Annotated in this window: 18 protein-coding genes; 14 read left to right on the forward strand and 4 right to left on the reverse strand. The window is 50.8% G+C overall.

Annotated elements, in window-relative coordinates; translation table 11 throughout:
• Nucleotides 1-4 precede the first annotated feature (4 nt).
• Genes MHH78_RS15305 through MHH78_RS15315 form a run of 3 tightly spaced genes read left to right on the forward strand, consistent with a single transcriptional unit; the run spans nucleotide 5 to nucleotide 8,905 of the window.
• Nucleotides 5-2,845 carry a tail fiber domain-containing protein gene (locus MHH78_RS15305; protein ID WP_341167888.1) on the forward strand — a complete coding sequence of 947 codons (2,841 nt, stop codon included), beginning with the start codon at nucleotides 5-7 and terminating at the stop codon, nucleotides 2,843-2,845.
• 19 nt (nucleotides 2,846-2,864) lie between these two features.
• Nucleotides 2,865-3,047 carry a hypothetical protein gene (locus MHH78_RS15310; protein WP_036733381.1) on the forward strand — a complete coding sequence of 61 codons (183 nt, stop codon included), beginning with the start codon at nucleotides 2,865-2,867 and terminating at the stop codon, nucleotides 3,045-3,047.
• Between the two features lie 38 nt (nucleotides 3,048-3,085).
• On the forward strand, nucleotides 3,086-8,905 hold the full coding sequence (locus tag MHH78_RS15315; protein ID WP_341167889.1) for a tail fiber domain-containing protein: 5,820 nt from the start codon (nucleotides 3,086-3,088) through the stop codon (nucleotides 8,903-8,905).
• A 122-nt stretch (nucleotides 8,906-9,027) separates the two neighbouring features.
• Here MHH78_RS15315 and MHH78_RS15320 read toward each other — a convergent pair whose 3' ends face one another.
• Nucleotides 9,028-9,999 carry a helix-turn-helix transcriptional regulator gene (locus MHH78_RS15320; protein WP_341167890.1) on the reverse strand — a complete coding sequence of 324 codons (972 nt, stop codon included), beginning with the start codon at nucleotides 9,997-9,999 and terminating at the stop codon, nucleotides 9,028-9,030.
• 147 nt (nucleotides 10,000-10,146) lie between these two features.
• Here MHH78_RS15320 and MHH78_RS15325 point away from each other — a divergent pair, with 147 nt between their 5' ends.
• The 5 genes from MHH78_RS15325 to MHH78_RS15345 all read left to right on the forward strand — a co-directional run bounded on the left by MHH78_RS15325 (nucleotide 10,147) and on the right by MHH78_RS15345 (nucleotide 15,190).
• On the forward strand, nucleotides 10,147-10,632 hold the full coding sequence (locus MHH78_RS15325) for a copper amine oxidase N-terminal domain-containing protein (RefSeq protein ID WP_340951971.1): 486 nt from the start codon (nucleotides 10,147-10,149) through the stop codon (nucleotides 10,630-10,632).
• 231 nt (nucleotides 10,633-10,863) lie between these two features.
• A complete protein-coding gene (gene murQ, locus MHH78_RS15330) occupies nucleotides 10,864-11,751 on the forward strand; it encodes an N-acetylmuramic acid 6-phosphate etherase (protein WP_341167891.1) in 888 nt (295 codons plus the stop codon).
• 26 nt (nucleotides 11,752-11,777) lie between these two features.
• Entirely contained in the window at nucleotides 11,778-13,196 is a 1,419-nt protein-coding gene (locus MHH78_RS15335) for a PTS transporter subunit EIIC (RefSeq protein ID WP_341167892.1), read from the forward strand.
• Nucleotides 13,197-13,215: 19 nt separating this feature from the next.
• The gene (locus tag MHH78_RS15340; protein WP_341167893.1) at nucleotides 13,216-14,277 is read left to right on the forward strand and encodes a DUF871 domain-containing protein; all 1,062 of its coding nucleotides are present in this window, start codon (nucleotides 13,216-13,218) and stop codon (nucleotides 14,275-14,277) included.
• Nucleotides 14,278-14,338: 61 nt separating this feature from the next.
• Nucleotides 14,339-15,190, forward strand: a complete 852-nt coding sequence (locus tag MHH78_RS15345) for a MurR/RpiR family transcriptional regulator (protein WP_173132956.1) — start codon at nucleotides 14,339-14,341, stop codon at nucleotides 15,188-15,190.
• A 73-nt stretch (nucleotides 15,191-15,263) separates the two neighbouring features.
• Here the strand turns inward: MHH78_RS15345 and MHH78_RS15350 are convergent, their stop codons facing one another.
• Entirely contained in the window at nucleotides 15,264-16,103 is an 840-nt protein-coding gene (locus tag MHH78_RS15350) for an Rpn family recombination-promoting nuclease/putative transposase (RefSeq protein ID WP_341167894.1), read from the reverse strand.
• A gap of 37 nt (nucleotides 16,104-16,140) precedes the next feature.
• Entirely contained in the window at nucleotides 16,141-17,052 is a 912-nt protein-coding gene (locus MHH78_RS15355; RefSeq protein WP_076083340.1) for a LysR family transcriptional regulator, read from the reverse strand.
• 130 nt (nucleotides 17,053-17,182) lie between these two features.
• Between MHH78_RS15355 and MHH78_RS15360 the strand changes: the two genes are divergently transcribed.
• From MHH78_RS15360 to MHH78_RS15385, 6 genes are all read left to right on the forward strand, one after another.
• Complete coding sequence (locus tag MHH78_RS15360; protein WP_341167895.1) at nucleotides 17,183-18,358, forward strand: MFS transporter; 1,176 nt, start codon at nucleotides 17,183-17,185, stop codon at nucleotides 18,356-18,358.
• Nucleotides 18,359-18,532: 174 nt separating this feature from the next.
• Nucleotides 18,533-19,108: a hypothetical protein gene (locus tag MHH78_RS15365; RefSeq protein ID WP_341167896.1), complete on the forward strand. Its 576-nt coding sequence runs from the start codon at nucleotides 18,533-18,535 to the stop codon at nucleotides 19,106-19,108.
• A gap of 476 nt (nucleotides 19,109-19,584) precedes the next feature.
• Nucleotides 19,585-21,888 carry a glycosyl hydrolase gene (locus MHH78_RS15370; RefSeq protein WP_341167897.1) on the forward strand — a complete coding sequence of 768 codons (2,304 nt, stop codon included), beginning with the start codon at nucleotides 19,585-19,587 and terminating at the stop codon, nucleotides 21,886-21,888.
• Between the two features lie 577 nt (nucleotides 21,889-22,465).
• Complete coding sequence (locus tag MHH78_RS15375) at nucleotides 22,466-23,692, forward strand: glycoside hydrolase family 5 protein (RefSeq protein ID WP_341167898.1); 1,227 nt, start codon at nucleotides 22,466-22,468, stop codon at nucleotides 23,690-23,692.
• Between the two features lie 229 nt (nucleotides 23,693-23,921).
• Complete coding sequence (locus MHH78_RS15380) at nucleotides 23,922-24,539, forward strand: CPBP family intramembrane glutamic endopeptidase (RefSeq protein ID WP_076083289.1); 618 nt, start codon at nucleotides 23,922-23,924, stop codon at nucleotides 24,537-24,539.
• Nucleotides 24,540-24,599: 60 nt separating this feature from the next.
• Complete coding sequence (locus tag MHH78_RS15385) at nucleotides 24,600-24,911, forward strand: DUF6756 family protein (RefSeq protein WP_341167899.1); 312 nt, start codon at nucleotides 24,600-24,602, stop codon at nucleotides 24,909-24,911.
• A 214-nt stretch (nucleotides 24,912-25,125) separates the two neighbouring features.
• On the opposite strand, the gene MHH78_RS15390 is transcribed toward MHH78_RS15385, so the two are convergent.
• Nucleotides 25,126-26,457 (reverse strand): hypothetical protein, encoded by a 1,332-nt coding sequence (locus MHH78_RS15390; RefSeq protein WP_341167900.1) that lies wholly within the window; start codon nucleotides 26,455-26,457, stop codon nucleotides 25,126-25,128.
• Between the last annotated feature and the right edge of the window lie 67 nt (nucleotides 26,458-26,524).

Raw genomic sequence — 26,524 nt, forward strand, 5'->3', positions numbered from 1 at the left:
AATCATGGGAAAAGAATTAAGAAGAATGAGCTACTTTGACGGGCTCTTCCTGAACGCTGAGGATTATAAGCTCGATCAGGAGTTTCACCTGCGCCTGCAGCGGCTGCATAACCGTTATCTGCATACCTGGGGGATTGTCTGCGGGCTCAAGGTACTGCCCTCGGCAAAGCCGGGGGAATCCATGAAGGTGAGCATTGCGGAGGGGTTGGCCCTGAATCTGGTGCTGGTCAAGAACGGCGACAAGTATGAGAGCATCAGCCAGGAAATCCTGATCTATGAAGGGCATCCGGATAATCCGGTCAACCTCTCCGAGTATAACGCCAATGAGAATATCTACATCTGGGTCAGCTACGAAGAGGTGGGGGCCGAACGCAGCATTGAGCGTGGTCAAGGGGAACAGATCCATATCTGGGAGCGGGGAAAAATCAGTCACGGAACCACTAAGCCTGAGGGTACCGATACGATCCTTCTGGCCCGGGTGGTTCCCCGCACAGAAGGGGCAGGCATTACCATCGACAGTACATGTATTTACGATTACGACAGTGATGCGGCCCGGACGCCCTTAAGAACCTATGCCGGTGCCGCCGGCAAGAAGCTGGTCACGGAGAAGCTGGTGATCCCGGTTCAGAGTGAAGACAGCATGGACAGTGCAGGGCTGAATGAAGCCGTTCTGGCAGCGATGCCGTCTATGACTACACTGCAGGCCGGTAAAGTGCTGGAGATTAGAGCTCCCGAGACCCGCTTCACCGGGGCTATGAGTGTGGCCGGAGCGCTGACGATTGAGGGCGAGCTGATTCTGAAGAGCAAGGACAAGGCCCAGAGCGAGATGCGGATTATGAACAGCTTCGTTGAGGTGAACAGCCCCAACACGGATGATCCGAACTATGTATTTCCCGGTGCGCGTGATGGCGGCCTGGAAGTATACCGGGGCGACGGGGGCAAGCATGATGCACGGATTGTCTGGGTGGAGGAGGATAAATGCTTCAAGGCCGGGCTCGGCAACGATCTTAAGACCATTGCCTACGGCAATGAGTGGGATAGCCTGATCAAATCTGAATTCGCTGATCTGCTGCATCGGCACAGTAAGCTGTCTTCATCAGCAGGCCAAAGCTTCGGCTTCACCGGGGCGGGCAAGCTGTACAGTGATGCTGATCTTGCCCTGCAGGACGACAGAATCCTGCTGCTGAAAGGAACGAACCCGGACACGGTTGACCATTCGCATGGTCTGGGCTGGTTCGGAGCCGGGAAGCCCTTCGCTGCGGCAGAGGTGGATGGTCCGGTAGTATTCGGCGGCAGCGGCGGGGCCCTCGGAACCCGGACGGTTAACGCCGACGGCTCCCGCACAGACAAGCAGGCGCTCTCCTGGAATAAGAACGGCTATGTCGGCATCGGCCCGCAGAAGGTACTGGAGGATTCGCTGGATGTCGAGGGCAGCGTACGCCTGCTCAGCGGCCGGAACCCGCTCCGCTTCACCTCCGCTTGGACGGGCTTTCCCGACAAGCAGATGAACGGTGCGGAGATCTGTAACGATACTACAGATTACAAGGCGCTGATGATTGTCGGCAACAACTCTGCCGGGCAGAAGCGAAAGGTCGCCATCTGGGACCGGCTGGATGTGAACGGATTTCTGTATGTGAACGGGACAATGCAGGCCTCCCAGGAGATTATTCCAAGCACGGGGAACGGGGCGCACAGCGGTATTATATTCCCGGCTAATCCGGGCGGAGGCGGGTCGGATCAGGCGTGGATCAAGTACTATCCCCGTACAGGTGAGGATTGCACGCTGGAGATCGGCACCTCCAATGACAGGAGTGACCATATCTCCCTGATAGCATCCGGCAACGTGGGCATCGGAACGCTGGAGCCTGCCGATAAGCTGGATGTGGCAGGGGAACTGCGTATCCTGAGCGGCCAGAATCCGGTCCGCTTCACCTCTGGCTGGACAGGCTTCACGGGTCAATCGCCCAACCATGCCGAGATCAGTAACGATACTACGAACTACAATTCATTGATGATCGCGGGAAACGGGAAATCAGGAGTCCGCAGAGTCTCCATCTGGGATAACCTGGATGTGAATGGCTCCCTGCAGGTGAAGGGGGGCGCCTATATTGGCGGCGACCTTGAGATCAAAGGCAGTATCAAGACAGAGGTGTTCAACTTCGCCGGCAAATTCAAAAAGCTGGATGTAGCTGAGGAATTCGCCGCCATTGTCCGCTGCGCTGATTTCTACATCGGTTATCCCGGACGCCGAGGGACTCCCGGCCGGGCGCTGGTCGACAATGGCAGCCATCTGGTGCTCAACTACGGCAACGACTGGTCCTATGCTTCTGTCCATAGCAGCCTGGAAGTGAGAAATGCCCTGATCCCCAGCGCAGGCAGTGGCAATAACGGGATTATCTTCCCGTCCGATCCCGGCGGCGGCAGCGGCGACTCGGCCTGGATCAAGTACTATCCGACCAGCGGGGAGAACTGCGTGCTGGACATCGGAGTCTCTAATGATGCCGGTGACCGCATCTATCTTCATGCCAGCGGCGGGGTCTATGCCAACGGCAGCATGTACTGGTGGTCTTCGCGCGAGCTGAAGGACAATATTGCGGATATTCCGGTCAAGGAAGCGAAGCAGCTGCTGGACGGGCTGAACCCGGTCTCTTTTAAATACAAAGGAGGCACCAAGCCGAAGACCCTCGGCTTCATTGCGGAGGAAGTACCGGCCGTTCTGGCCGATCCGGAGCAGCGGGCGATCAGCGGGATGGATATCATTGCTGTGCTGACCAGCGTGATGAAGGATCAGCAGAAAGCGATCACAAGAATGCAAAAACAAATCGACACCCTGCAGGGTGCCTAAACCTTAGGAGGATGAACTCATGAAAGAACAATTAGAAGCACGCATGAACGAACTGAAGGCAGAGCTTGAAACCGGGCGGCAGATGATCCAGGAGCTGGACGAGAAGCGTACCAATCTGGGATATACCTTAACACGCATCAGCGGGGCAATCCAGGTGCTTGAGGAGCTGGCTGCCGCAGAAGAGGAGTCCGTTCAGGCCTAAGCAAGCTGTAACTATGAAGAGCCGGGAGGAGTGGGATTGTGCCAAAGGATATGAAACGCATGAATTATTTCAACGGGCTGCTGCTGAAGGAAGAGGATCTGACGCTGGATCAGAATTACCATAAGCGTGTGCGGCAGCTGCACAACCGTCATTTTCATGATTGGGGAGTCGTGGATGGCCTTAAGGTCACCATGCGGGACGGGATAACCGTTGAGATCGCTCCGGGCTTTGCCCTCAACCGTGTCACCGACCCGGAGCACAATGAGGAGATCAGCCAGGAAATTATGGTCAGTGACGCTCACCCGGATCGGGTGATTAATCTCTCCGGGTACAGCACTTCGGATCAGATCTATATTTCTATCAGCTATAAGGAAAAGCTGACGGATACAGATCTGCTCAAGGGCGGAGGCAACCCCATCCATGTGCTGGAGCAGGCGAACATTGATATAAGCTCCCGGAAGCCCGCAGATGTACACCAGAATATCCTGCTGGCCCGTGTGAATCTGAAGCATTCCCAGGATGGGTCCTTAACGATCGGCGGGATCTATGAGACGGATGTAGACGGGTCTCAGCTGGTGACCAGGGCGGCAGGCGGGACGGTACTTAAGGCAGATCAGATCATTATTGGCAAAGAGAAGAAGCCCGAGACGCCCTTCCTTAGCAATTCGGAGGAACTGGACGGTGAGGCAGGGAGCCGGCTCAATGTTCACGCTGCGCTGACGGAGTTCACTGGCGATATCAAGGCGGGAGCCATCAGCACTTATGGAGCGGTGGATATAGACGGCACGCTATCAGTAACCTCGGGCAGCGCAGCGGTGTTCAAGGTGAATGAGTCCGGCGATCTGGAGGTCTCCGGCGCGTCGACTATGGAGGGGCCCCTCTCCGCGAAGCAAGGGATTGAAGTCAGCGGAGGAATGGCGGTGCTGGACGTTCCCCAGGTTATCATCGGCGGAAGCAAGGTTACCCTGAATCAGAATGCCGCTGAAGAAGACCGGATGGGCCTTGAGATCCTGCGTAAGGATCATTCCAGTGCCAAGCTGCAATGGGATGAGAAGAATGAGAGCTGGATGATCGGAACCGAAGCGCTGGAGGGTGACAAGGCCAGCGGCATGTTCAAGGTTGCTTACGGAGCAGACTGGGAGCAGCTGCATCACGGCGCGAATGCGGACAGCCTGCATAGCCACAGCCAGCTGAATACTGCAGACGGCAAGCCGGCACTTCGTACGGACAATACAGGTACGGTCCTGGTTGACCGGGGGATGAGTGTGTCCGGCAAGCTTGTATCCCGGGAGGACGGTCTGGAGGTCTTCCGGGGAGCCACGCTGCCGAATGCCAAAATTGCCTGGAATGAAGAGGCGAAATCCTGGCAGACCGGCACAGCCAATGGGGATATGACCAATATCCCTGACGGGAAGCAGTGGGATGAGCTTACAAGCGGCAGCAGCAATGCGGATGCCCTGCATACCCACAGTCAGTTCCATAATGAGGACAAGAGCCTGCTTGCCCTGGAGATCGGTGCTGACGGCAATGTGAATGTCCCTCATGATCTGATGGTTGGCGAGACCCTCACGGTGAACAAGCTGATCGTCAGGGAAGAGGAGGTCGTGATCCGCAAAGTGGAGCAGGAGGTGGCAGACAGCTTCCTGACAGTGAATAAAGGGGAGAATCATGCTGTTCTAGGCAGCAAAGCAGGGCTGGATGTCTACCGGGGCAGCCAGAATCCCGCTGCGCGCGTGGAATGGAATGAAGCCGAACGCAAGTGGAGAATCGGGATTGAAGGCAGCATGTCCGACATTCCGTACGGGACCAAGTGGGACTCGCTGACGAACGGGACTGTGGCGGATGCGTCCCACAAGCACAGCACACTGAGCACACCGTCGGGCGGAACGGTTCTGTCGGCTGACGGGCAGGGAAAGCTGTCGGCATCCGGGAACATGGAGCTTGGCGGCAACCTGCTGGCCAAAGGCAGCGCCACTCTGAAATCCGACCTGAATGTGGGAGGATCGGCCACGATTGAAGGCAATCTGACGGTCAAGGGCACCACTACCTTCGTCAAAAAGGAAGATTTGGTGGTGGTCAGCAACCGGATTGAACTCAATAAATTCGAGGGGAACAGTTCCTCCCTGAAGCAGAGCAGTATTGAGGTCTACCGGGGCAAGCTGAACCCGAGCGCCAAGCTGCTCTGGGACGAGACGGATGGCAGATGGAAGCTGGGATTGGGCGACGAGCTGTCCAATATTGCTTACGGGAGCAATTGGGACGCGTTGACCGGAGGCGTTAGCTCAGATGCTGATGGCCTGCACCGGCACAATTCCCTGAGCGATAGCGCGGGTAACACGGCTGTCCAGGTAACCGCAGATGGTGATATTGAAATGATCAATGATGCTGAGGTGCAGGGCACCCTTACTGTCAATAACGGGGCGGAAGTCAGCGGTGGTCTGGCGGTGACGGGCCTGGTTAAGGTAGATGGCAATCTAATCGTCAAAGGCACCACGACAACGCTTAACCGTGAGGATCTGGTCGTCACCAATAACGTCATTGAGATCAACAAATTCGCAGGGGATACCCCGCCAGCCACTGAGAGCGGTATTGAAGTGTTCCGGGGAGAAGCGCAGCCGCCTGCCAGAATGTTCTGGAACGAAAGCGAGCGGAAGTGGAAGGTGGGTATCGGGAATTCTCTGGAGAATGTCGCTAGCGGCAGCTCCTGGGACAAGCTGACACAGATGGCGAGTGCAGATGCTCTGCATCTCCATAGTCAGCTGTACAACCCGAAGAGCGACATCCTGGCACTCAGCGCCAGCGCCGAAGGGGATGTGAATGTTCACCATGACCTGACGGTGGGCGGTCATCTGACGGTAGCCGGAGATCTGGAAATCCGGGGAGCCTCCGCCAGAATCGCCTCAGATCAGCTGGACATCGGCAGTCCCTGGATTACTGTCAACAAGGATGCCGGTACGGTCAAGTCGCTTGCAGGTGGCGGACTTGAGGTCTATCGCGGCGCGGATGAGAATCCGGCTAAGCTTGCCTGGGATGAGGTCAAGTCCCAGTGGCAGCTTGCAACACCTACAGACAGTGCGGCATTGGTAGTGGATACATCAGGCAATGTCCAGGCCTCCGGCGCAGTGAAGGCTGCGGGTGCCGCGATTACAGGAGCAGTGACTGCCGCCAGCGCGGCAATTGCCGGAACAGTGACGGTTGGAGACGGCATCGAGGTGCAGCAGGGAACCGAGACCAACGCGCAGATCAAGTGGGCCAAGGACCGCTGGAAGCTGGGTACTGCCGGCAGAACGGTACTCAGCCTGACCCGCAGCGGCAAGATGGGAGTGGGTACGGATAATCCTACCGAGGTGCTGGATGTGGCAGGCAAGGCGGTCTTCCGGACAGAGACAGAGGTCTCTGGAGCGGCTTCCTTCTCAGGTAAGCTGACCGCTCATAGTGATGCTGTATTTGAAGGGTCAGCTTCTTTTAACAAAGGGATTGATGCAGCTGGTGCTGTGATTAGTAAGGATGCAGTTATCTCCGGGAATGTTACTGCCGGAGGGTTTGAAGCTCCGCGCGGCTTGAACAAAGACGGAATTCTTCAGCCGAATGCCCGGATCTACTGGAATAATGAGCAGAATGCCTGGTTCTATGGCGATGGGGTCACCTTCTCTGAATTCGGAACAGGGAAGGGCGGCCAGAACAAGCTGTTCAATTCTCTCGGTAACACGATCGCCCTGTTCTCGGATGCGAAGGGGTATGTCGGCATCGGAACCACGGTTCCGCTGGCGCTGCTGGATGTTAGAGCAACTGGCGGAGACAGCTTGTTCAGTGTAACCAAAAACGGAGAGGTCGGCATCGGAACCTTAAGCCCTGACCCTAAGTCCAAGCTTGATGTTCAAGGGAATACAGTAATCCGCGGGGAGCTTAGCGCAGTCAGCGCCGCCATATCCAAAGATCTGACCGTGAACGGCAATCTGACGGTGAATGGCGACATTGTGACGATCAATGCGGCTACCCTTGAGGTAGAAGACAACATCATAAGAGTCAACAAATATGCTCCTCAGAAGACTCCGATTGTTCAAAATGCCGGTCTGGAGGTATTCCGCGGCGGGACCGCTCTTCCAGCCCAGCTGCTGTGGGATGAGACCGCCGATGAGTGGCTGGCCGGAGTCTCAGATACCCTGAAGGCCATAGAGTTCAAGGGCCATACCCACCCCGAGTATGCTTCACTGTCGGGGGCGATCACTGTTGACGAAGGCAATGTCGGGATTGGCACAGATGCCCGGGCTGCGAAGCTGGAGGTCAAAGGGAATGCCGTTGTCAGCGGAGGCTTCACTGCACAGGACGCTACCGTCACCGGAAGCTTCACTGCACAGGACGCCACCGTCACCGGAAGTCTTACGCTAGGCCATGGGATTGCAGTGGACAGGGGAACGGATCAGAAGGCACAGCTGCTCTGGGATGAAGCCCAGGATGTCTGGACGGCGGGTATTGCAGGAAGCATGAAGCAGCTCTCTTACAGCGGCCATACGCACGAGGAGCTGTCGGAGCTGACCGGAGTGCTGAAGATCGCCTCCGGAAATGTCGGAATCGGCACCGCAGCGCCAACAGCCAAGCTTGAGGTGATCGGCAATGCGGCTGTGTCCGGCCGTTTAACCGTTGCTGACGCGACAGTCAGCGGAACGTTAACGTCTAAGCGCGCCAACGTCAGCGGCGTATTAACGGCTACGGATGCCGAGGTAAGCGGAACGTTCTCCGCGAAGGACGCTGCAGTTACGGGCAACCTGACTCTTAGCCAGGGGATCGATGTGGGCAGGGGCACAGGCGCCAAGGCGCAGATCGTATGGAACGAAGCACTGGCTGAATGGCAGCTGGGACTTGCGGGCAGCCTGAAGCAGCTCGCTTACAGCGGTCATACGCATCAGGAGCTTACGGATCTGAACGCTGTGGTGAAGGTGGCTTCCGGTAATATCGGGATAGGCACCGCCGCACCAGCCGCCAAGCTGGATGTGAACGGCAATGCCCTAGTATCCGGGAAGTTAACGGTCACGGACGCCGTTGTGAACGGTTCGTTAACCGCTAAGGACGCAATGCTGAGTGGCACAGCCGAGGTGAAGGAGGCTACGGTCAGCGGAACGTTGAATGCAAAGAAAGCTGTAATCAACACCTTATTAACGGCTGCAGATGCCGAAGTGACAGGATCGTTCACTGCTAAGGACGTCACAGTCAGCGGCGCGCTGTCAGTGAAGGACCTGACCCTCAGCGATACACTGAACGTGAAGGATGCCATGATCAGCGGAAGCCTGATGGTCACCCAGGGGATCGAGCTTGCCCGCGGCAAGGATAAGAAGGCACAGATTCTCTGGGATGCTGGCGCAAATGTATGGCAGGCGGGCATTGAGGGGAGTATGCTGAATCTGGTCACCCAGGATTCCGTCTATGATGAGCTGGTCCAGGTTGCAGGTGCATTAACGGTAGATTCCAGCAGCAATATCGGAATTGGCAAAGCTCCGGCCGATGATTACAAGCTGGATGTGGACGGCAATGTGAGGGCAACGAATTTCGCGCAGACCTCCTCCCGGACCTACAAGGAGAACATCGCCAGCCTGCCGGTGAAGAAGGCGCTGGAGCTGCTGAACAAGCTGAAGCCGGTGACCTTCAACTACAAGACAGAGAACGGCAAGAAGCAGAATATCGGCTTCATTGCCGAGGATGTGCCGCAGATTTTCTCCACTGCCGATCATAAGTCTGTAGTGCTGATGGACATCATCGGCGTACTGACCACGGTAGTCCAGAAGCAGCAGAAGGAAGCTCAAGACATGCGCAAGCAGGTCAATGAACTTAAGGTTCAGGTCACGGCCTTGGCAGGCGCTTAATTGCAATAAATCCTCAGTGTATAAGGTGAAAAAGCAGCTCCTGCAGCGAATATGCCGCAGGAGCTGCTTTAGGTTACCAGGGGCCTCTTAAGGGAGCTTTGAATTACGGCTGCCAGTAAAGTTCAATCCGCATCGTTCATGTAATGTCTGCTGATCGCACAGGCCAATTCCTGGATCTGCTCCTTCAGCTCCACCGGCTCTATAATACGAATGGAAGTACCGAAGCTTAACAGATACTTGGGCAGGTACTTGTTCATAGACGGAACATCGAGCAGGAACCGGGCCTCCCGGTCGGTCCGTTCCGTCAAGTAGTGACGCAGATGCCAATTGCTGCACAGCTTGTTCAGCGTATCAGGCTCCCCTTCGATGCGGATCACGACTAGAAGGGCGTTTTCCTCATGTTCCGGCTCCAGCTGGCTGCGGAAATAGGCAGATACCGAGAAGGGCTCCGGCTTAGGGAAGCAGGCTTCCGTTAATGCAAGATTGACAATACGGTCCACACGATAGGTCCGCATGGCCTGTGCCCGGTGACAGAATCCAACCATATACCATTCCGAACGGTCGTAAGCCAGACCATACGGATCGACTTCGCGCTCTTCATCCTGTGCAGCATTCTCTTTCCGGTAGGTGAGGTGAATGGTCTGTCCCGCCTTCACAGCCAGCTCCAGCTCCCGCAGCAAAGGGACGACAGACGGCGGACGGGACGGGGCAATGACATCGAGGCCGCTGGTTAGCAGCGACAAGTCATGGCGCTGTTCTTTGTGCAATCCATTCTCCACCTTCTTGAGGGCGCTCTCCAGCTCCTTCGCATATGGATAACCTGCGCCTACCGCGAATTTATAAGCATCTACCAGTGCCCTCAGCTCTAGCGTGTTGAAGAACAGGGGCGTCTCACTGAAGCTCTCCAGAATATGGACTCCGCCGTCATGTCCGGATTCGGCAACCACCGGGACGCCGCTGGCGCCAAGCGCGTCGATATACCGGTACACGGTACGGACGCTGATCTCCAGACTGTCTGCAATCTGTGCGGCAGTGAGTTTTTTGCCGGACCGCAGCATCCATAGCATAGCCAGCATATTATCCCATTTTGCCATTTGAAGCTCTCTCCCAGGTCCGCTTTTCATCCAACTGATGAATTGCGGGCTTTTTTTTCTCAGTCTACCATGTAATATTCTGCTGTTCCATCCGCTTTATGCTATGATGTGGAATATGGTATTTTCTGAGAGAGGAGGGGGCACTATATGATCACTTTTAAAAAAATCATGCAGATTATTGGTCTTAGCGTTCTGGTCACGGGTGTTGCTCATTCCCCGGCCCCGGCTGCCGCAGCTTCCGGTTCCACCCAATCCGCCCAATTACCCGCGATTCATATCTATCTGAATAACTCGCCGATCACTACCTCCGCAGGGGGAGCCACACTGATGAATGGTACCGTGATGCTCTCACTGGACAAGCTATATGTCAGCGGGGCTACAATTAGTTATGATGAACATACGAGGATGATCACCATTAACAACCTGTTCACGACAGGCAGCATGAAGATCGGCAGCCGGATTGCCACTGTGAACGGGAAGCAGATCACCTATTCCGCTGCCTTCCAGCAGGTGAATATGCAGCTATACATACCTTTGCGGTTCGTTAATGATGCCATTGGCGGCACAATGGACTGGAATGCCAATAAACGTGAAGCGTTCATCAGCTATCCTCTACAAGGAATTCGGAATTGATCCGTTGGATATCGGTTAGGCGGGGTTTGATGGAGGCGTAAAGGGGAAAATATAGAAGAAGGATACATGAACAAGCTCCTGTGTGCATCGCAGGGGTTTGTTTTTGTATGTGTTCAACTTCTTATTGATATTTAATTTCAATAAAATAATAATTATGTTGAAATAATATTTCAGTAATGGTATTCTGCATTTAGAGAGCGATTTCATAAACGGAAAAGGATGATGGAAATCATGTTAGAGCATTTGACAACGGAGACCCGCAATAAGAAGACCATGAACCTGGATGAGTTAACACCGCTTGAGCTTCTGGAAGTGATGAATGAAGAAGATCACAAGGTCGCACAAGCTGTGAAACAAGTCATTCCGCAGATTGCCGAAGCCGTGGAAGTGATTACAATGGCGATCAGACAAGGTGGACGCTTAATTTATATGGGGGCTGGAACAAGCGGGCGTATCGGCCTGCTGGATGCTGTTGAATGTCCGCCAACCTTTGGAACAGCACCTGAGGAGGTCATCGGGCTAATTGCCGGGGGGGAGAGAGCTTTTATCAAAGCCGTCGAAGGTGCGGAGGACAATGAACAATTAGGGGTGCAGGATCTACAGAATATTAAGCTGACAGCCAAAGATGTTGTCGTCGGCATTGCCGCCAGCGGACGCACACCCTATGTGATCGGCGGATTAGAATATGCGAATTCTATTGGAACACCCACTGTAGCTGTGAGCTGCAACAAAGATTCAGCGATTGGCAGAATTGCCGGGATTGCGATTGAAGTCGTAAACGGACCGGAAGTGTTAACCGGGTCAACACGTTTGAAGGCGGGGAGTTCGCAGAAATTAATCTGCAATATGCTTTCCACCGCTTCGATGATTCGTACGGGCAAAGTATATGGAAATTTAATGGTGGATGTACAGCTGACCAATGAAAAGCTTGTAGAACGTGCCAAACGGATTGTGATGGATGCGACAGAGTGTGACGCAGAAACGGCAGAGCGTGTTCTGAAGCAGGCAGATCAGAAGCCGAAGATTGCCATTGTGATGATCCTTGCGGGGCTAACTAAGGAAGAAGCTGTGCAGCGGCTGGAAGCATCACAAGGCTTCGTCCGTCAGGCGATTCAATAATACGATAAGAAGAAGGGGGCTACAACATGAGTAAATATCATGATTTAGCGGTCAACATATTAGGGGCCATCGGCGGCCGTGCAAATGTATCCGAGTACACCCATTGCATGACTCGTCTTCGTGTAACCGTTGTGGACCGCAGCCGGATCGCTGAAGCGGACTTGAAGCAAATCGACGGGGTTCTGGGAGTAGTAGATGATGAAACCTATCAAGTCATTCTCGGACCGGGAATCGTAACCAAAGTCGCTGAAGAATTCGGTAAAGTGCTTGAAGAAAGTGCTTCAGCGGGCGAAAGTACAATTTCGGCTGAACAATTACAGGCCAAAGGCGCACAAATGAAAGCGCAGCTAAAAAAGAAGAATGATACGCCGTTCAAAAACTTTTTGCGGAAGATCGGAAATATATTCATCCCGCTTATCCCTGCATTCGTTGGAGCCGGATTAATTGCCGGTATTGGCTCCATTCTGACGAACAATATGACAGCGGGTAATTTAGACACAGCAACCTGGCAGCAATATGTGACGATCTTAAATGTTATCAAAAATGCGATTTTCAGTTACCTGGTGATTTATGTCGGTATTAACGCTGCCAAAGAATTCGGAGCTACGCCTGCTCTCGGGGGAGTAATCGGCGGGGTAACGCTGTTAACAGGAGTAACAGCGGACCTGACCATTACTAATATATTTACGGGTACACCTCTGACACCGGGTCAAGGCGGGGTTATTGGCGTTCTCATCGCTGTATGGATTCTGTCCATCGTGGAGAGATATTTGCGTAAAGTGATTCCTGATGCGGTTGATATTATCGTTACCCCTACAATTGCCTTGCTGGCCGTAGGACTGATTACAATCTTTTTCATCATGCCGTTCGCCGGATTCATCTCCGGTAATCTAATCGGAGCGATTAACTGGACGTTAGAAGTGGGCGGAGCATTCTCAGGCTTTGTATTAGGAACAGCGTTCCTGCCGCTTGTGATGTTAGGGCTGCATCAGGTATTGACGCCGATTCACATTGAGATGATCAATGATTCAGGGATGACGCTGCTGCTTCCGATGCTGGCTATGGCCGGGGCAGGCCAGGTTGGGGCTTCCATCGCCTTATGGATTCGCTGCAAGAAGAATAAATCATTGACGAACATGATTAAAGGCGCTCTTCCTGTGGGGATTCTGGGAATCGGCGAGCCCTTGATTTACGGGGTTACTTTACCGCTGGGTCGTCCGTTTGTTACAGCTTGTATTGGCGGCGGGATTGGTGGTGCGGTCATCGGTTTATTTGGCAACGTTGGAGCCATTGCTATTGGTCCTTCCGGGGTTGCGTTAATTCCCTTGATTGCGAATGGATTATGGCTGAAATACGTCATAGGCTTAATTGCAGCATACGCTGGCGGATTCATTGCCACTTATCTGTTCGGTACACCCAAAGAGGCTATGGCAGAACAGGATTAAGCGACTCTGAGATATTGAGGTGATTCCAGTGCTCGGAATTTCAATTTTTGCGGCGGACCGCACGTTAGAAGACAATGTGAAGTATATGGAACACATGAAGGCTGCAGGCTGTACCGAAATATTCACCTCTCTTCATATGCCGGAGGATGAGTTCGGAGCATTGAAGGAGAAGCTGCTGGAGATCGCAAAGGCTGCCCGGCAGTTAGGAATGGACCTGATGGCGGATATTTCCGGAAAAGCATTGGAGAAATTTTCATTTCCCTTTCTGTTGGATGCTGGTGTTACAGGTTTGCGGATGGATTTTGGATTTAGCGCCGATGAAATTGCAGCCTACTCACAACAACTGAAAATTGCCTTAAATGCCAGCACCTTAACCCCAGAGTTCTTGGCTGACTTAAAAGAGCATCATATTTGTCTTGAGAACATTGAAGCCTGGCATAATTATTATCCCCGCCCGGAGACAGGTCTGGATAAAGAATCGTTCATAGCGAAGAACAGGTGGCTGCAAGCCGAAGGGATTACGACGATGGCCTTTATTCCGGGAGACGGGCTGAAGAGAAAACCGTTATTTCAAAGTCTGCCTACCTTAGAGAAGCACCGGAATCAAGCTTCTTTTCTGGCCTACCTGGAATTAGAGCAAGATTGTGCCGTGGACAAAATTTTCGTTGGCGATTTAACCCTCTCAGAAGGGTCTCAGATTCAATTTCAGCGTTATGAGGAAGGGGTTATTCCTTTGCGGGTAACCCAAGAATTACCTTATGCCTTATGGGAGAAGGTTCACCGGAACCGCCTTGACGCTGCCCGTGATGTGATTCGCTCTGAAAGTGCACGGTCAGATCAGGAACGTTATGGAATAAGCCCAAGTATTGCGCCTATGCATACGAACGAGCGGCCCAGAGGAACGATTACCGTAGATAATTATTTGTATGGCCGTTATGAGCATGAGCTACAGATCACACTAAGAGATCTGCCGGCACATGAAGCGGTTAATGTGATTGGTCATGTGATAGAAGAGGACCTTCCTCTATTAGACTACGTCAGACAAGGCGGAAGACGCTTTAGCTTCACAGCTGCTACTTAATGATTACTCCCTTCTATTTTGTTACAATAAGGAGAATAGACTGAGGAGAGGAGTTTAGAACTTGGCAGCAGGAAGTATGATTTCTCAAATTGAACTGGTCTTAAATGAACTGCCGGAATCGGAAAAAAAAGTAGCGGAGTACATTCTTGCCAATGCTAAAGAAGTGATGCATATGAGCATACATGAGTTAGCGGCTAAAGCGGAGGCGAGCAGTGCGGCGGTTGTCCGTTTTTGCCGGTCGCTGGGCATCGAGGGCTTCCCCGCGCTCAAAATCCGCTTATCCGCTGAAGTAGAGAACACGAGTTATGTCGGCTACTTTGATGTTGAATCTAATGAGACGGTGCATTCTATCATTGATAAAATGTTGTCCAATACCATATTGACCTTTCAGAATACGGCCAGTCAACTGGACGCGCATTCGATTGAGCAGGCCGTGAGCCTGTTACAGCAGGCAGAGGTTATTTATGTGTATGGGATAGGGGCGTCTTTCATTATTGCAGAGGATGCGGCACAGAAATGGCTCCGGCTCGGCAAAAATGTATATGCTATTTCTGACCGTCATTTATTGGCGGCAGCTATGGCTACGAAATCAGAGAATGCTGTCTTCTGGGGGATTTCGTATAGCGGGGAAACGGGCGAGGTCATTCAATTAACCAAACGGGCCAAGGAGCATGGGATCAAAACAATCAGCCTTACCCGTCCTGGAAATAACAAGCTTTCCCAGCTGGCGGATGTTTCTTTATTTACATCACGTGCCCCGGAAGCCACACTTCGCAGTGCGGCAACCAGCTCAAGATTCGCCCAATTATTTGTGCTTGATATTGTCTTTAGCGTATATGCTTCTGCCCAGCATGATTTAACTGTGGAGCAGCTGGCGAAGACAAGGCAGATGATTGAAGTTTTGAATGATTAATGTTGAACCAGATGAATACCTCTATGAAATAGCAAATAGAAAGGGAGTGTCCGCCATAGGATGCTCCCATATTTTATTTTCTCAACGCATTGATCTCCTGCTCTGTTAATCCAGTGGCCTTAACAATGGTCATTATGTCCAGATTCAAGTCAAGCATATTCTTCGCTACTTCCTTTATACCTTCCTTTATGCCTTCTTTCATACCTGCCAATTTAGCACTTCCCAGCATAGAGGCCTCATCATGCAAATACTTCTGTCTCGCTTCATACAATCGTCTGGCCTCTGAATCCTGACTCAGATATTGCAAGGTATCCATCGCCTTCTCCAGTCCCGGCTCATTCATCTTCAGCACCTCCCAGTGTGATGTATCGGCACCCTTCAGGAACAATAGCCAATTGATTAGTCCACCTCCAGATGGAACACTACGTTCATCTAGCTTCGGTAATTCCAAGAAATGAACCTCGATGTCGTCAATCAAGGATATCCCTGTCCGGTCTTCCCGCAGATGAAATACGTTATGATATTGCTCATTTTTCAAGAACGAATAATTCAAAATATTGATCGTTACGCATTTCTTCAACTCTGGATACTTCTCTCCCTCACTCAGTTGACTCGCATAACGTTTGCTCCAATAAAAAAGCGTTCTTTTCTCTATGTCGTACTTATTAAACAGCTGCATCTCTATATCAATCAGTTTACCTTCTGAAGTCCTGGCATAAACATCAAAGATGGATTGTTTATCCAATGGATCGTCTTTATCCGTATATGGATTCATTAAAATAATCTCAGTCAACGGCGGCTCGCCAGCTTCGGTGAAAATGCGGTTAAGAAATGCCAACAGTACATCCTTGTTGTTCTCGCTGCCAAATATCCGTTTGAATACAAAATCCACACGCGGGTCCAGTAATTCCATCGGCCATCAACTCCATTCAATATTATTATATCATTTTTCAAGGGTTCTGAGCCCCGTCCTCAAGCCGGAGATTGTCGATCAGGAACCGGCGCAGGCTGTTGATGAAGGTATGGGTGGCATGGCTGATGTAGCGGTCGGCCCGGTAGATCAGTCTGAGGTTGCGGCAGGGGGCGGTATTCAGGATCGGAATGGAGCAAAGTCCGCTGTTCTCCATGCCCTCAAGCAGTCCGCGCGGTTGTATGGTGCCGCCAATCCCGGCCTTGACCAGCTGAAGCAGCGAGGTGGCTGATCCGGTCTCCATGATCGGCTCCAGTCCGAAGCCTGCCTCCCGGCAGGTATTCTCCACCAGCTCTCTGCCGATGTAGGTGCGCGGGTACATTACAAGCTGGATCTGCTCAAGTGATGACAGCTCAATGTGGCTCATGGCGGCATAAGGATGATCCTCGCGGACAATCAGATGATAAGGCTCCCAGCCCAGGTCCACTTGAGTCAGCATGGAATCACGCGGACCCGGAAGGCAGATGCCGATGTCCAGCTTGTTCTCCAGCACCTCCTGCTGAATAAGCGTTGAAGCGAAGACCTGGAGCCGGATATTCGGAAAATCGGAATGAAATTTAACCAGCATCGGAGTTAGGCGGTAGTCCAGGTCAGAGGGCAGCACCCCAAGCCGGATCATGCCGCGGTTGTCGGAGCGCAGCTCATTAATCGCTGCCTTGGCATTCTGCTCATTCTGAATCATCCGGGCTGCGTAGTCCTTTAGGAGGGCCCCCGCTTCGGTAAGAGCGATTTTTTTGCCGATCCGGTCGAACAGGGGCATGCCTATTTCACCTTCCAGTACTTTAATCTGCTGGCTTAGTGTCGGTTGGCTGATGCCCAGCCTCTCAGCAGCACGTGTGAAATGCAGTTCTTCGCAGACGGCCATGAAATAGTGCAGGTGGCGGGTTTCCATGAAATTCACTTCTTTCAGGATAAGATCATAGTCAATTGCTATTATAATAATACAAACAATAGTATTGATCAATATATGACATCGCCGTATACTCAGGCTAAATACAAAATACTGATATGGAGTGATGGAAATGCCTTTCTTACTATTATTCGTTGCCTTGCTGGCAGCCTCATTAAATATGCGTCCGGTAATCACTTCGGTCTCACCGCTGCTGGGTAACATTCAGAGTGATCTGGGGATGAACAGCCTGCAGGCCAGTCTGATGACAACACTGCCAGTCCTGTGTATGGGGATATTCGCACCCCTTGCCGTGAGCATCAGCCGGCGCTTCGGTCTGGAGCGCACGATCTTCGGGGCTATGGTGCTGATCGGGGCGGCGACAGCCGCACGCGGGTTCCTGTCTTCATCCGCCGGTCTCATTCTGACGGCGCTGGCAGCAGGCGTAGGGATCGGAATTGCCGGACCGCTGCTGTCCGGCTTCATTAAGCGTTATTTTCCCGGCCGCTCGGCTATGGTCAGTGTGTATTCCGCCTCAATGGTGATGGGTGCTTCACTCGCAGCCGGGCTGGCTGTTCCGGTCTATACCTGGCTGGACAATTCCTGGCAGCTGTCCCTGGCGGTATGGGCAGTCTTGTCGCTCGCCGCTCTCCCTGTCTGGTGGAGGATTGCCGCGCGGTCCAAGCCGCTGAAGGAGCAGACTGCACATGCCCGGCTGCCCTTGGCGAACAAGCGGGCCTGGCTGCTCACTGTGTTCTTCGGACTGATGGCTAGTATCTTCTATTCGCTGACGGCCTGGCTGGCGCCGGTGGCAGCATCCATGGGGTATAGCAAGCATGCAGCGGGCAATCTGCTCACACTGTTCACCTTGATACAGATTCCGGTAAGTATCCTCGTGCCCATCCTTGTGGCCAGATTCCAGCGGCGCACGTTATGGCTTGTGCTGTGCAGTCTATTTGAGCTAAGCGGACTGCTGCTCCTTCTAGGCTCAGCCTCACCGCTGCTTAGCGCAGTGCTGCTCGGCATTGGCGCTGGCGGATTATTCCCGCTGGCTCTAATGCTGCCGCTCTTAATGACGGAGCGGGCGGAAGAGGCCAGCTCCTGGTCGTCGCTTAATCAGGGGGGCGGGTATTTTCTCGGAGCTTTGGGACCGCTCGCGGTTGGCCGTATCTACGATGCCTCGGGTTCATTCCAGCCCGCGCTGATCGGCATGGCTGTGGTCACTGTACTTATGATCGCGGTACAACTGATGATAGGCAGAAGCTCCCGCGAGGGCAACGCTTTAAGGAAGAGTACGGCTTCGAGCTGAATGCCGACGGCCTGAAGTTCCAGAATGCCAAGTAACTGTCCACCGGAAGCTGAGTGTTAAAGAACAGAAAATGAAACGTTAACGCACTTCTTGAGATATGTAGGGGAGTGCGTTATTTGTTATAATGGGAACGGGTTACCAGAGTACAAGCCAGGTGAAGAGGAGGACATGAATATGAATATGAATGTGGATGTGGATAGGGTGGAAGAGCCGGCCGTTCAGCTTATCGGCATGCTGGGCCAGCCGTATGACCCCAAGAGGGTCCAAGCCGTGCTTAAGCCCTATGGCGTTAAGCGAATGCCTGCGGCGAAGAGCTATTTCAACGATACCATGATCTCGTGCGCCAAAGCATCTCTAAGGATGGATCTCTACCGTATACCCAAAATCAATGAGCTGACCGGACTACAGTATACGAAGCCCGATGAATGGATCATCGGCGCTATTCACTTCCTTCCCCCTGGTTCGGGCAAGCAGAACGAAGTGCCTTATCCCGTCATTTTACCTGAGGACATTACGATGAACTCTTCGCCTGAGGAAGCGATCGCGGCCTATGGCCCTCCGCAGCTGGACGAAGAATGTGAATGGCCCGGATTTTCCGGCCGCATTATCGCCTGGCGGGGCGAGGGAATAAACATCGCATTAGAATACGAGTATAGCAGAGAAGGTAGAGTGCTACGAACCTATATCGCCTGCCTAATCGGCTGCATCGGCGCTTGGCGGAGCGATAACCCGGAGGTTTTTGCACCATGAGCAGGGGAGGGCTGAATCTGGTAGGACAAGCTTTCGTTAGAATCGCGGAGAGCTGCCGGAGAGCTGCCCTCCCTGCAACCGACACACTAGAGAACATAGCAGTTGGATAAAGAGCACTTGTTTCGGCCGAACCGCTCCCTTTTCAAGAAGCAGTTGGAAAAAAGGCACTTAGTTCCACGTATTCTATGAAATCCGTTGACTCTGGACAAATTAAGTGTAGGTTATCCAACTGCTACCCCCAAGTACGCCATGGACGCTTGATTAGTTGTGCTTTTTCCACTATATTCCCTCCCCATTCTCTCACCGCACGATGAACTTAACCTTCCATTCCTCCTGCAATTCATACCGTTGAGCACACTTGCTGATTTGTATTTACAAATTATGGGATACATGCTATCTTTGCTATGAAAGCGCAACCATGATCTGATAGGTTAACCAAGGTTTTACCATTTTGTTCATGGGGAGGAAGGAAGAAAATGAAGAAATGGCTCAAAAGAACAGGAACCATGCTGCTCGCTTGCACACTGCTGCTTGGAGGCTTGACGGCACCGCCGCGTACCGCCCACGCTGACCCTGCACTGATCACCATCGAAAGCGAGGATGCCCAGCTCACCCCGGATCTGCAAGTGACGACCCAGATTTACGGAACGCCGAAGCCCGGCTATTCGGGAAGCGGTTTTGTCTGGATGCAGAACTCGGGTACGCTAACCTATACTGTAACTGTCCCGGCAACCGGCATGTATACGATCTCGACCCGTTATATGCAGGAGCTGAGCCCGGATGGCAGACAGCAGGCATTAATCGTTAACGGTGCTGCCAAGGGTTCGTATATGCTGCCCTACACCACTACGTGGAAGGATTTCAACTTCGGCTATCACAAGCTGAATCAAGGCAGCAATACCATTCAGGTCAAAGCAGGCTGGGGATTCGCTTATTTCGACGCCTTAACGGTGGATCATGCGAACCTGGACCCCCTGATTGTGCAGCCCGTTCTCTCTGACGCTCAGGCCACGCCCGAAACGCAGCTCCTGATGAATTATTTGACGGAGGTGTACGGGAAGCACATGCTCTCGGGCCAGCAGGAGATCTACGGCGGAGGGAATGACGGCAACTCCGAGCTGGAATTCGACTGGATTCACAACCTGACCGGCAAATATCCGGCAGTCCGCGGGTTCGACCTCATGAACTATAATCCGCTGTATGGCTGGGAGGACGGCACTACCGCCCGCATGATCGACTGGGTGAATAACAAGGGCGGGATTGCGACCAATAGCTGGCATCTTACCGTTCCCCGTAACTTCACCGCCTATCAGCTTGGGGAGTTTGTCGATTGGAAGGAAGCCACCTACAAGCCGACCGAGACCAATTTCAATACCGCTAATGCTGTGATTCCAGGGACCAAAGAGTACCAGTACTTGCAACTGGCCATTCAGGATCTGGCAGAGCAACTGCAGATTCTGCAGGACAACAATGTTCCCGTAATCTTCCGTCCTTACCATGAGGCAGAAGGCAACGGCGGGTTGAACGGGGAAGGCGCGTGGTTCTGGTGGGCTTCGGCAGGTGCGGAGGTGTACAAGCAGCTCTGGGATCAGCTCTATACCGAGCTTACGGAGACCTACGGCCTGCACAATCTGATCTGGACCTATAACAGTTATGTGTACAGCACTTCTCCGGCCTGGTATCCAGGGGATGATCAGGTGGATATTGTCGGCTACGATAAATACAACACCATCTACAACCGCTATGACGGACTGTCCGGCGTGCCGAATGAGGATGCAATTAGCTCGACCTTTTATCAGCTGGTGGATCTCACTGGCGGTAAGAAGATGGTAGCCATGACCGAGAACGACACCGTTCCCAGTGTGCAGAATCTGACCGATGAAAAAGCGGGCTGGCTCTACTTCCTGCCGTGGTACGGAGAGCATCTGATGAGTACGGCCTTCAATTATCCGGCTACACTGACCACCCTGTACCAGAGTGATTATGTCATAACTCTGGATGAGCTGCCTGATCTGAACGGAAACCAGCCGAATCCAAGTGCGGTGATCTCACCCGTAAATGCTGATTTTGACTTAGGAGATAATTTTGCCCAGGACATTACCGTAGCCCTTACCCTGAACGGGCATCAGCTGACAGGCCTGAAGAATGGGACTTACATGCTTCAGTCCGGCCAGGATTATACGGCAACCGGTTCTGCTGTTGTTCTGGATAAAGCATATCTAAGCACTCTGGCGGCCGGTGTACAGAAGATCACTTTTCAATTCAGCGGAGGGAGCAATGCGGTTCTCACGATTAATGTTACGGACAGTAATATTCCCGCACCGTCAGGTGAGCTGACCATCCAGGCCTACAACGGCAGCACCGGTGCTTCGACCAATGGAATTGCACCCAAGTTCAAAGTAATCAACACCGGGAATGCACCGGTCCAGCTCAGCGATGTGAAGCTCCGGTATTACTACACGATTGACGGCGAGCAGCAGCAGAGCTTCTGGACCGACTGGGCCAGCATCGGAAATGCCAACGTTACCGGGACCTTCGTGAAGCTGGACACCCCGGCCGCCAGTGCCGATTATGCTCTGGAGATTGGCTTCACCAGCGCTGCGGGCACCCTGAACCCCGGCCAGAGCGCCGAGCTCCAGACCCGCTTCTCTAAACAAGACTGGTCCAATTACAATCAGGCCAACGACTACTCCTTCCGCTCCGCCGGTACCCAGTTCGCCGATCACGAGCAGGTTACTGGGTATGTGAACGGGCAACTGGTATGGGGGATGGAGCCTTAAGCGCCCTCCAACGCAGTTGTTGACCCATTCTCCGCTAATTAATGAAATTAGGTTATTTGGCGGGGAGTACATTATACCGGAGGTGTTATTCTGAAAAGAAGGTATAGGTCAACAATAATACTGCTAGCGTTAAACGTACTTTTTATGTTTGCGGTCGATATTTCGACTATTAAGTATAGACTTGGAAAAGGGACATCAGGTAATGGGAATCCCGGAATAGTAGTGTTGATCCTTAGCCTGATATTGCTTGCGATTTTCCTCATTCACTTGGTTTTAAAATCTATTGAATATTTAAGAAAGCTGCCCCCAACAATCGCAACGATAGTCATTCCAGCTCTTTCGCTTGTCTCTTTAGTTCTCATGATATTTGGTGAACTAAACACAATTAGTGCATTAGAACAAAACTTAAACGGCTTCACAAATGATAAAGATTCCGTAGTCTTTCGTTTCGGCTGGATTAATCAGTATACCAATACTCTGTTTTATAATGGATACATTTTGATGTTCGGGATTTCCATAGCGATGCTTCTGTCTTGCCTTATAGTTAGAATTCAATCTAAGGAACGGAGGTACTAATATGTTAACCAAAATCAAAAAATGTGGAGTCTACAGCCTAGCACTAGTATTACTAGCTTCCACCTTGCTCGGCAGCTCGGGTTCCCATGCATCTGCGGAAGAGGCGTCAGCCGCGCTGACCTCGGACTTCAGATCGTTGCAGGCTTCGCAGATCGTCAGCGAAATGGGGGCCGGATGGAATCTGGGTAACTCGCTCGAAGCTTCGGTGAACGGGATCCCCAGTGAGACCGCCTGGAATAACCCGACCATTACGCCGCAGTTGATCCAGAAGGTCAAGGCAGCAGGTTTCAAAACGATCCGCATCCCGGTCTCCTACCTGAATTATATCGGGAGCGCCCCCGGCTATACGATTAACTCAGCATGGCTGGACCGTGTCAAAGCAGTCGTAGATTACGCCTACAATGAAGGACTGTATGTCGTCATTAATATTCACGGGGACGGTTTCAATTCCGTTCAAGGCAGCTGGCTATTGGTCAACAGCGGCAACCAGACGGCCATTAAGCAGAAGTACCAGAAGGTCTGGCAGCAGATCGCGAATAAGTTCGCTAATTATGGGGAGCGGCTTATTTTGGAGTCGATGAACGAGGTATTTGACGGCAACTACAACAATCCGAATCTAGCTTACTATGCCAACTTGAATGCTTACAATCAGATCTTCGTGGATACGGTCAGACAGACAGGCGGCAACAATAGTGCCAGATGGCTGCTGATTCCGGGCTGGAATACGAACATCGACTATACGGCGGGCAATTACGGGTTCGTACTCCCAACCGACACCTACAGATCCTCTACCATCCCAGCTTCTGAGCGAAGAATCATGATCTCGGCCCATTACTATTCCCCTTGGGATTTTGCCGGTGAGGAATCGGGGAATATCACGCAGTGGGGAGCAACAGCGACGAACCCTGCCAAGAAATCCATCTGGGGACAGGAGGATTACCTGAACTCGCAGCTCCAATCCATGTACAATAAATTCACGACTCAGGGCTATCCGGTGGTGATCGGAGAATTCGGTTCCATTGACAAATCATCCTACGATTCAAGCAATAATATCTACCGCGCCGCCTATGCCAAAGCCGTAACCGCAACCGCCAAGAAGTACAAGGCCGTGCCCGTCTATTGGGACAATGGCTATAACGGCCAGCACGGCTTCGCCCTGTTCAACCGTTATAACAACATTGTCACCCAGCAAGGCATTATCAATGCCATTATGCAAGGGATGCAATAAGCTGTTCAGCGTGAAGCGGGGATAACATGATCTGCAAAAAGATGAAGGAGGCTCCTGTGGCGATCACGGGAGCTTTTTGTGCTGAAGAAGAAGATTAGTCTTGAAGATCTTACCCTCTGTGCGGCGCGTAACAGGCTCATTCTTGTGGTAATAATGTCTGTTATGTTATCTTTGCTTTTGAAGATTGTAACTTACATAGTCATTCAAGAAGAGGAGAAGAGAGGAAGTCATGGATCATTCAACCTACACCCCGCAACAAGCCAAAAAGGAATTCAAGCCGAAAGACGCTGTTCTGGTCTTCCTCGCTTTCGCCCTGATCAGTGCTGCCGTTATCTTTGCCCTTGTCATCTACGATGTCCTGACCCTGCAAGACCTGTTATCTTTTGATAATCCGCTGCAATTGGCGCTGTACGTTGTCCTTCCATTCATCAGTCTGATGTTGTTCGGTATCATCCTGACCCTGCTTACGCCTGCCAGCTACATTGACGAGACGAACAAGAGCTATCAGAACTATTCGCTCGCTGCGATTGTATGCTTTACATTGGCAGGGGCTTTATTTGAGGAGCTTCTGTTCCGGGGAATTATACAAAATGTATTGAATCTCTACCTTCCCCAGCCCTGGCTCGCCATCGGAATCACCACGGTGCTGTTTGTGGGAATGCATGTCCAGTACTACAGCAAGCCGCTAATGCTGCTGAACATCACCATCCCAAGTCTGGTCTTCGGCTGGATCTATGTGCAGACGCATAATTTGCTGGTCCCGATCCTTGTCCATTTTCTGATGAATCTGGGGATTACGCTGCTGTTCAAATATAAGGTGATTCAGATGAGAGGGGAGAAGGGATAACAGAATGGAGGTCAAAGTACTAGTGAAGTCCATCCGAGCAGCTGGAAATAAGGTGCAAATGTGGATTCCCTATCTGTCCGGGCAGAGATTTGCGCCAGCTTCGTGGACAAGGATTACTCCAAACTAAGAGACATCATCCAAGATGAATTCATCTGGTTCATTGCCGAGGACCGGTATGATAAGCTGTGGCTCTATGAGGGGAAGACGGCGACGATTCTCCAGGTGATCCCTGAGTTATGCCGCCTCAATGAATATTACCTGATCTCCAAAAAGCTTCATTGGCTACTCTGCGAAGATCACCATGACATGCTCCACCTGAGCGGCCAGCCGATCATTGATCGATGGATGAGATATGAAAGCTCTAACCCTTAGGGGATAGAGCTTTTTGGTTTGTGTGGTTTACTAAGATAAAAGGTATTTGTCTGGGGAAACTCAGCCGGCTTAATCAGTTCCTTGTAGGGAATCCTCGAAGAGTGTAGGCACAAAAAGATTTTTTTATAATTTATAATAGAGTTCAGTGATTGAAGCCAATGTATAAAATGAAAGGAAGATAGGCGAGTCTCAAACACAATAAAAGGTACTCTATTTAACGTTTAAACCAATTTATGATTTTTAAAATCATTTGAATAAGAGAAAGAAGTAATATAAATACACCAAATAATAGTATTGTATAATATAATAGCTGCGATAAAAAAAATGAAACGTTCGGATTTAATTGAATCAATACAGTTAAAAGAATAATCATTGAAAAAAGTATTCCACCCAAGATTCTACTCTTATTGGCCAAACTGGATTTTTTGAAATGGCGAATGGAGATAACTTGCCAAATAAAAAAAGCGATACTTCCAAATAAAATAAATACATGTAGTACCTGTTCATTAGGTATTATCAAGTTTTTTTCTAATTGATTTGAAATACAAAATGATATTATAGGAGACTTATAAATCAGCAATACTGATAAAAATATATATCCTACGCCTACAAATGAATACTTAATAATAAAGCCCTTTGCACGAACACTCCACAAAAGTTTTAGACACTTTACAAATAGAAGAACCCGATATTTCCCCCTAATTATTTTACTTATAAGGATGTCTAGTCCGTACTTTGATGTATAATCGTCCCATAATTCTTTCATATCATTGCTGTGTTCATTAAGTAGTAATTTAAAAAGTTCGATGCCTTTATCGATGACAGTAATCATGCTATAAATAAAAGCTAAAAGAAGTAGAATACTACTTATATGAATTTTATCTGTAAAGGGTTGCTCTAAGTTTATTTTTAATTGAAATGCACTGAAAATTAATACACCTAGTAAAATAATAAACCATAAAACAAATTGTCTACGAACTCTTGTCAGATTATCTAAGGTACCATAACTATACAAAAGAACTGTAGTAATAAATGATATTGAAAAGGTGCTAGCGAAAAGTACACTGTAAGTATTTTTTCCAGAAGGGTGAAATATAAACGAAGCTGGTACAGTCAGTATGATTCCAAGAACGAATGTTACACTTAGAAGAAAAGATATAGTTTTTATAAAACTCTGCTTTGGTTTAGCAGCTATAAACATTCCGTAGAAAACACATATGCTCCAAGGTAGACTAAAAGCTTGATCCTTTCCGTTTAACAAAACTATACAAGAGAAGAACACAAATAAAATTAAGGGAACTGAGGGTAGAAGAATATTAGTGGGAAGATTATGAGTTTTTGTTATTGTAATTGTTAATGCAAACATTGGAATAGATAAAAAAACTCCAGTAATAATAGAAAAGAAAACGTTATACAGCGTATTAATAATAATAATCAATAAATGATTTAGATTACTAGAATCAGAAGAAAGTTTCTTTAGTAAGCTATCAAAAAATGATGAAGTTAGAAATAGATAGTGTTCAAAATATTGTAAGGTTAGTTGCATAAATATCTCCTTGTTACTAAAGATTTTACTCAGCTAATTTTATGAATTTATGGATCAAATCTATTTT

It is taken from the genome of Paenibacillus sp. FSL H3-0333 (assembly GCF_038002805.1).
Classification (GTDB): domain Bacteria; phylum Bacillota; class Bacilli; order Paenibacillales; family Paenibacillaceae; genus Paenibacillus_AQ; species Paenibacillus_AQ silagei.

Coding starts and splice junctions, on each gene's coding strand:
- MHH78_RS15305 (WP_341167888.1), top strand. CDS start 5: ATGGGAAAAGAATTAAGAAGAATGAGCTACTTTGACGGGCTCTTCCTG.
- MHH78_RS15310 (WP_036733381.1), top strand. CDS start 2,865: ATGAAAGAACAATTAGAAGCACGCATGAACGAACTGAAGGCAGAGCTT.
- MHH78_RS15320 (WP_341167890.1), bottom strand. CDS start 9,999: ATGGCAAAATGGGATAATATGCTGGCTATGCTATGGATGCTGCGGTCC.
- MHH78_RS15325 (WP_340951971.1), top strand. CDS start 10,147: ATGATCACTTTTAAAAAAATCATGCAGATTATTGGTCTTAGCGTTCTG.
- murQ (WP_341167891.1), top strand. CDS start 10,864: ATGTTAGAGCATTTGACAACGGAGACCCGCAATAAGAAGACCATGAAC.
- MHH78_RS15335 (WP_341167892.1), top strand. CDS start 11,778: ATGAGTAAATATCATGATTTAGCGGTCAACATATTAGGGGCCATCGGC.
- MHH78_RS15350 (WP_341167894.1), bottom strand. CDS start 16,103: ATGGAATTACTGGACCCGCGTGTGGATTTTGTATTCAAACGGATATTT.
- MHH78_RS15355 (WP_076083340.1), bottom strand. CDS start 17,052: ATGGAAACCCGCCACCTGCACTATTTCATGGCCGTCTGCGAAGAACTG.
- MHH78_RS15360 (WP_341167895.1), top strand. CDS start 17,183: ATGCCTTTCTTACTATTATTCGTTGCCTTGCTGGCAGCCTCATTAAAT.
- MHH78_RS15365 (WP_341167896.1), top strand. CDS start 18,533: ATGAATATGAATGTGGATGTGGATAGGGTGGAAGAGCCGGCCGTTCAG.
- MHH78_RS15370 (WP_341167897.1), top strand. CDS start 19,585: ATGAAGAAATGGCTCAAAAGAACAGGAACCATGCTGCTCGCTTGCACA.
- MHH78_RS15375 (WP_341167898.1), top strand. CDS start 22,466: ATGTTAACCAAAATCAAAAAATGTGGAGTCTACAGCCTAGCACTAGTA.
- MHH78_RS15380 (WP_076083289.1), top strand. CDS start 23,922: ATGGATCATTCAACCTACACCCCGCAACAAGCCAAAAAGGAATTCAAG.
- MHH78_RS15390 (WP_341167900.1), bottom strand. CDS start 26,457: ATGCAACTAACCTTACAATATTTTGAACACTATCTATTTCTAACTTCA.